This is a genomic window from Pseudomonas sp. SbOxS1, assembly GCF_013416725.1.
GTDB lineage: Bacteria > Pseudomonadota > Gammaproteobacteria > Pseudomonadales > Pseudomonadaceae > Aquipseudomonas.
Window position 1 is genome coordinate 1 of record NZ_JAAVXC010000041.1, and the last position, 6632, is coordinate 6632.

Annotated in this window: 5 protein-coding genes; 1 reads left to right on the forward strand and 4 read right to left on the reverse strand. The window is 61.3% G+C overall.

All coding sequences use genetic code 11. From position 1 onward, the window contains the following. From HFK74_RS28670 to HFK74_RS28685, 4 genes are all read right to left on the reverse strand, one after another. Positions 1-821, reverse strand: an 821-nt coding sequence (locus HFK74_RS28670) for a YCF48-related protein (RefSeq protein WP_180206462.1), incomplete at its 3' end; no start/stop codon positions are given. A 155-nt stretch (positions 822-976) separates the two neighbouring features. Next, complete coding sequence (locus tag HFK74_RS28675) at positions 977-2332, reverse strand: DUF1329 domain-containing protein (protein WP_180206463.1); 1356 nt, start codon at positions 2330-2332, stop codon at positions 977-979. A gap of 39 nt (positions 2333-2371) precedes the next feature. Then, positions 2372-4243, reverse strand: coding sequence for a DUF1302 domain-containing protein (locus HFK74_RS28680; RefSeq protein WP_180206464.1), 1872 nt, complete (start codon positions 4241-4243; stop codon positions 2372-2374). A gap of 110 nt (positions 4244-4353) precedes the next feature. Then, complete coding sequence (locus tag HFK74_RS28685; protein WP_180206465.1) at positions 4354-4908, reverse strand: alpha/beta hydrolase; 555 nt, start codon at positions 4906-4908, stop codon at positions 4354-4356. 257 nt (positions 4909-5165) lie between these two features. Here HFK74_RS28685 and HFK74_RS28690 point away from each other — a divergent pair, with 257 nt between their 5' ends. Beyond that, positions 5166-6185: an AraC family transcriptional regulator gene (locus HFK74_RS28690; protein ID WP_180206466.1), complete on the forward strand. Its 1020-nt coding sequence runs from the start codon at positions 5166-5168 to the stop codon at positions 6183-6185. The last annotated feature ends 447 nt before the right edge of the window (positions 6186-6632 follow it).

Genomic DNA, 6632 nt, shown 5'->3' on the forward strand with positions numbered 1-6632 from the left:
GTACTGCGCAGCACGTTGCCACGCAAGCCGTAGACGAGCACTTCGCCAGGCTTGCCGAGTACGCCGAAGAAGCTGCCCTGATAAGGCGTTGGCACGGCGGCGAAGCGTTGGGCGTGGCCGTCCCATTTGAGCAACAGGCCTTGCTCGCCGGCGATGTACAGACTGTCGCCGGTGGAGGCGATGGCGTTGAGGTGCAAGCCTTGCGGGTTGTCGGTGCGATCCTGGAACGGCGTCCAGTTCTGACCGCCGTCCTCGGTGCGCAGGATCAGGTTGAACACGCCGACCACATAGCCGACCTGGTCATTGGCGAACCAGACGTCGAGCAGCGGTTTGTCCGCGCCCTGCTCCACCAGGCGCTGGCCTTCGGCGACCAGCAGCGGCCATTGCTCGTTGCCCGGCTCGGCACTGGCCAGCGCCGCGTAATGCTTGACCAGCAATTCACCGATCTGGCGACCGTCGAGTTGCTTTTCCCAGGACACGCCAGCGTCGCTGGTGTGCAGCACCACGCCGTCGTTGCCCACCGCCCAGCCCTGCCTGGCAGAAGGAAAAAACACCGCTGTCAGATCGCTGCCCAGCGGCACGCCTGCCTGCAGCCAGTGCTGGCCGGCGTCATCGGAATAAAGAATATGGCCACGCTGGCCAACGGTGACCAGGCGCTCACCGGCGCGTGCGATGCCGATCAGCGGGCTGCGCACGGCCAACGGACTGGGCTTGGCCGGCAAATCCAGCACATCGACATAAGCGGCCGCCTGAGCGACACCCTGCAATAACGCCAGCACCGAGCACAGCAGCGCCAGCAGGAAATTTTTCATGGTACCCATACCGCACCTTCGAGGAAAAAGACGCCGCGATGCACACAAGGTGCAGCCCGGCGTCGGAGTCGGTAACCCAAGACGAACGACCCCCAGGCCGTCCTTCTTCCAGTCACGCTGCCGGGGGTCCCTACCGATCGCCCCGGACTCTTGTCGCCTGACGCTTAGCGGATACCGGCCCCTGCCAGCGCATCCGGCGCCCACTGCGCCTTCGACAGGGGCTCGATGTACTTGATACCGCCGTAGGTGCCGGTGATGCCGTTGATGTTGTACGAGCCGCCCACCAGGTCGTAGATCATGAACGGCGAGACATCGGGGATCTTCTTGTCGTAGCTCTGGCTGAGGAAGGCGAAGGAGCCACGGTAGAGCTTGCCGCTCGAGTCATACTGGTCCGAGGCCAGCGCGATCCAGCTGTCTTCATCCAGGTACATGCGGCGCTTCTGGTAGATATGCCGCGCGCCGGACTTGAGGGTGCCCTCCACCACCCAGACGCGATGCTTCTCCCAGCGCACATAGTCGGACGCGATGTGGTTGGGGGTGGTCAGCTGCTTGACGTCCACGGCGTAGGTCAGCTTGTAGGTGTTGTAGGGCACGAGCATTTCCTGCTTGCCTACCAGCTTCCAGTCGAAGCGGTCCAGCGCACCGTTGAACACGAATACATCGTCGTAGGTACCGGCACCGCCAGTACCGGGGTTAGGCGTGTCATAGGCCAGGTCCGGCGCCAGCTTGACTCGACGCTGGCCCGGCAGGTACTGCCAGCTGCGGCGTGGCTGCTCCAACGGGTTGGCCGTATCCTTGAGCATGATCGCCTCGCCCGCACGGCGCGCCGGACCGGTGTAATACAGCTTCATCTGAAAGAACACGTCAGTGCTCTTGAACGGCTTCGACATGTCGTCGTAGATCGGATAGTTGGAGAACGACAGCGCCGTGGTGGACAGGGTCGGCACACCCGCCGAATCGACGTTCCAGGAGTCATACTTGACGTTGCGGTTGCCGCCGACGCGCAGCAGGTGGTTCCACATCGCCTCGCTGCCTGAAGTCGGGATCGGGAACGGCACGCCGGGCAACAGGTTATCGATGGACAAACCGCCTTCGAGGGACTTGGTACCGGTGGCATTCTTCACGCTGTTGTCCAGTACTGCCTGAGGCAGGGCAACAGTGCGATGGGTCGGATACACATTGATGTGGTAAGTGGGGTAGCGCTTGGCCAACTCGGCCGTGGTGGCCGTCAACAGGCCCTTGTACCGGTCGACGTTCTTGCCATCGATGACCAACAGCGGCTTCTCGTCGGCAAAGGGGTCCGGACGCATGCCATCGCCCGCCTTGAAGCTGGCTGGCGCGGTGGTCAGCCCGCCGGTGTAGGCTGGAATCGAGCCATCGGCATTGGCCGCCATCTCGGCACCCACACTGGTCAGGCTGGTGCCCAGTTTGGCGGCTTCCTGGGTCGATACGGCCGCTTGGGCCTGACCGGCAATGACAGCCGCCAGGGAAGTTGCGAGCACGCAATTTAGCAATCTCATCTGAATTCTCTCCACTTGTTGTTGTAATCCGGGCGTCAATCAGAAGGTGGTTTTGAACGAGGCCGTGACCATCCCGCGGTCCTTGAGCAGCGGCGCCAGGCCTGCCTGCGAAGTGATCTGGCCGGGAATGCAGCGGTACTGGCCACCACTGCCGGGGGTGTTGTTGTCGAACCCGGTTTCACAGGTATTGAAAGGACCGAAGGAGTCCACGTACTTGAGGTCGAACTTGTACTTTTGATAAACGTCCGCGGCGACGCCGATGGCGTAGCTGCCGGCGTCCTCGCTGCCACCGAGCTGGACGGCCGAGTTGCCCTTGAGGCCGACGTTGTAGGACATGGGCATGGACATATCGACCCCCGGGAACACCTGGAACCAGGTCGGGGTGAAGTTGGTGGAGATGGAGTAGGCATTGGTGTCGACCTTGTCGACACCCTGGTAGCTGGCGTTGCCCTTGAAGGACTGCTTGCCCTTGTCGACGCTCACCAGATGGGTCATTGCACCTTCGACCGCCAACGAGGATGAGTCCCACAACGGGGTACTGCCGAAGCTCACCAGGCCGTTGAGGACTACGTGGAAAGTCTTGCCGCGGGCGGTTCCGGTGTCGCCTCTGCCGGGCACGGCACTGATCAGGTTGTCGCCGTTGACCAGGCCCTGTTCCGCCTGCGCACTCAATGTCGGGTTGATGGTGGTGAAGTTGCTCAGCAGCGGCATGTTCTCGCGATAGTTCACATCGAGGCCGACACTGACCGGGCCCACACCCTTGGACAGACTGATGCCGTAGATGTCGATGTCATCGGCATAAGCGGCCAGGTATTCAGTGCCCGTCAGACCTGGCAGGCCTGGCGTTTGCAAGTTGGGCGCATTGATCAGCACCACCGGCATGGGGTCCGAGGTGTTGCGGTAGTAGAAACCGAGGGTACCGTCCAGCCATTGCGGGCTCCACTTGGCCATCAAGCCGAAGTCGCCGGTGTTGTGCGGCTTGAGGTCATGCCCGCGCGGCGTACCGTAGAAAGCCCCGGCACCGTTCAGCGCCGTCGGTACCGGCAACCAGAACACCTCCCCACCTTCGCCGAACATGTCGTAGCCGCCCATGTAGGTGCCGCCCTCGGGCAGGCGGGTGTTGCGAAACTCGAGGAAGTACTGCGCGCCCAGGGTCAGTTCCGGATTGACCGTGAACGACATGGAAAGCTGGTTGCGCGGCAGGAACAGCTCCTTGGTTTCAGTGCCCGGCACGTTGTACAACTTGGCCAGGTCCAGGGCCGACTGACCGTAGTTGATGCCGTTGGCCGCGTTGAACAGGGTTTCGCCCCAGTACATGTTGTGCCGGCCGAGCTTGGCGCTGAACATCGACTCCTCGCCGACCTCGGTGCTGTAGAACACAAAGGCATCGAGGATCTCGCCGGAGGGACCGTTGTAATAACGATCGGTGTAACCGCTCAGGCCATGCTTTTGGGCTGCATGGCCGTTGAGCGAATCCCCCGGCTGGATCGATCCGGACTGACGCGCCGCGACCAGGTTGCCCGCATTGCCCGCCTGCCCTGGAAAAGGGTTGGAATTGGAACCGACATTGTCATAGGCATGGTCATACCAACTTGCGGTGCTGACCCGAAAGCCCATCTTGCGCTGATAGACCACATCAAGCTCGGTCAGCAGGTCGACCCGCTGGGTCACTGCACTGCCGACACTGAAATTCTTGTCACCGTCGTTGTAGTTGGAGGCGTTGGCAATCTTCGAGTCCTGGCTTTCCACCCGTTGGCCGTAGCTGGTCTTGAGGGTGTTATCGAAGCGCACGGCCCAATCTTCGCTGCCATTGTCGAGTTCAAAGGCATGGGCCGCCGGCAGGGAGGCGAGCAGTGTGGCGCTGGCCAGCAAGCTGAGGCGTAGAGGACGGTAACCTGTCGTGGTGTGCATTGCGTTGTCTCCGTTTTTTTGTTGTTTTTGTTTTTTTGGCGCTCACAACGGCTCGCATCCGGTCCTGGCGTCGATGCGAGTTTTCAGGCGGCTTGTTCAGGTGTTTGCGTCTAGCGATCCAGCGTGCGGATAAAGTCTTCGGCCTGCGGCCACTCGCCGAATCCGGCGGCAGGATTGAGATGGCCCACGGCACCGAGGTTGACCAGTTGGCTACCCCATTGGCCGGCCATCCGGGTCACGGCTTCGAGGCTCGCAAGGTGGTCGTTGGTACTGGCCGCGACAATCGAGGGGAACGGCAGCGGCCCTTTGGGTAGTGGATCCCAGCCGTTGGCCCGCAAGCTTTCTGGCGTTGGATAACCTTCTGGCCAACTGGCCTCGAGGTCCGGTGGCGCGGCCAGCAAGGCGCCTTTGATCGGACGGTCATGACGAGCGGCCCAGTGCGCCACCATCAGCACACCGGCGCTGTGGGCCACCAGGATCACCGGACCGGCAATCTTCTCCAGCTCGCCCTGGATCGCTTCCACGCGTGCCGCCAGGCTGAGCTTGTTCTCTTCCAGTGGCGCCACCGAGCGGACGTTTACCAGCTTCGCTTCCAGCAACGTTTGCCAATGCGCCGGCACGTGTTCGCGCAAGCCCGGCACTATCAAAATCGTGGTGTCATTCATCGCGTTTTTTACCCTCGAACAATCCATCGAGCGGGTCCGCCAACGTTTCGAACCCTGCCAGCAGCACAGTAGGATTCGCCTAGTCCGAACGGGTTACATTTAGCGTCAGCCACTTCCCTTTTGGTGACAGCGCCGCACAATCGTCCCGGTACATTTACCGCGCCGGGCGCTTTTCATTTCATCGCCAAGTCTCTATAACTGGCAGGTACCCGCGACAGCGAGAGCGCATTTTTCACCACCTGGAATGTAGTTACGCCATGCCCGCACAAGCACGAACAGCCGTACTGACCAACTACCTGGATGTGGCTCGCCATCTGCGACTGAACGCGGTAGCGCTGCTGGCAGAGGTGGGCTTGAACCCTGCACTCCTGAGCGATCAGAGCCAACGCATCCCGGCTACCGCCAGCATCATCCTGTTGGAAAAGTCGGCGCGCCTGAGTGGTTGCGAAACCCTCGGCCTGCGCATGGCCGAGCTGCGTCAACTGGCGGACTTTGGTGAAGTGAGCCTGTTGCTCAGTCACCAGAACACCCTTCGCGATGCGCTGGATGTGATCGTGCATTACCGTCGGCTGATCAACGAGACCCTGGCGATTTTCATCGAGGAAACCGGCAATACGGTGATCATTCGCGAAGAGCTGGTGACCGACATGGGCACCAATAATCGCCAATCCATCGAACTGGCCATCGCCGTGATGCATCGCTTTTGCGCCGCCCTGCTGGGTATGCACTGGCACCCGATCAGTGTCTGTTTCTCCCATGACGCTCCGGCGGATCTCTCGGTGCATCGACGGATCTTCGGCTGCAAACTGGAGTTTGGCTGCGAGTTCAACGGCATCGTTTGTCCCGCCGCCAACCTCGACACCCCCATCCCCCTGGCCAATGCGGCCATGGCCCGACACGCGCAGCGCTACATGGATTCGCTGCTGGGCAAGGACGACCACTCCGTGGCGTTCGAAGTGCGCAAATCCATCTACCTGTTGCTCCCCATGGGCCGGGCGACCATTGCGCAGATTGCCCAGAGCCAGGGTATGAACGTACGCACCCTGCAGCGCCGCCTGGGAGAGGAAGGGGCCAGTTTCAGCGACCTGATCAGTAGCGTGCGCCGCGACCTGGTGGTGCGCTACCTGGAGAACCCCGGGTACTCGCTGGGACGGATCGCCGACATGCTCGGCTACTCCATGCCCAATTCATTCACTCGCTGGTTCATATCGCAGTTCAACATGCCGCCAGCCGCCTGGCGCAGTGAACGCAAGATCGTGCCGCGCAAGGAAGCTTGATACGCCTCGCGGCCCGGGATGCACCGACAACGCAATACCTGTAGGAGCCAGGCTTGCCGGCGAAGGCGTCCTGACAGCCAATGGATATTTTGTTGACTGAGTACATATCCATTCCTGCGGTAACGGCCACCTAGGGTTTCGCCCTTACGGCGAGTCACTTGGAAGAGCCTGTAGGAGCCCGGCTTGCCGGCGAAGGCGTCCTGACAGCCGATGATTGTCTTTCAGGTGTACATATCCATTCCTGCGGTAACGGCCACTTAGGGTTTCGCCCTTACGGCGAGTCACTTGGAAAAGCCTGTAGGAGCCCGGCTTGCCGGCGAAGGCGTCCTGACAGCCGGTGATTGTCTTTCAGGTGTACATATCCATTTCTGCGGTAACGGCGACTTATGGTTTCGCCCTTACGGCGAGTCACTTGGAAAAGCCTGTAGGAGCCCGGCTTGCCGGCGA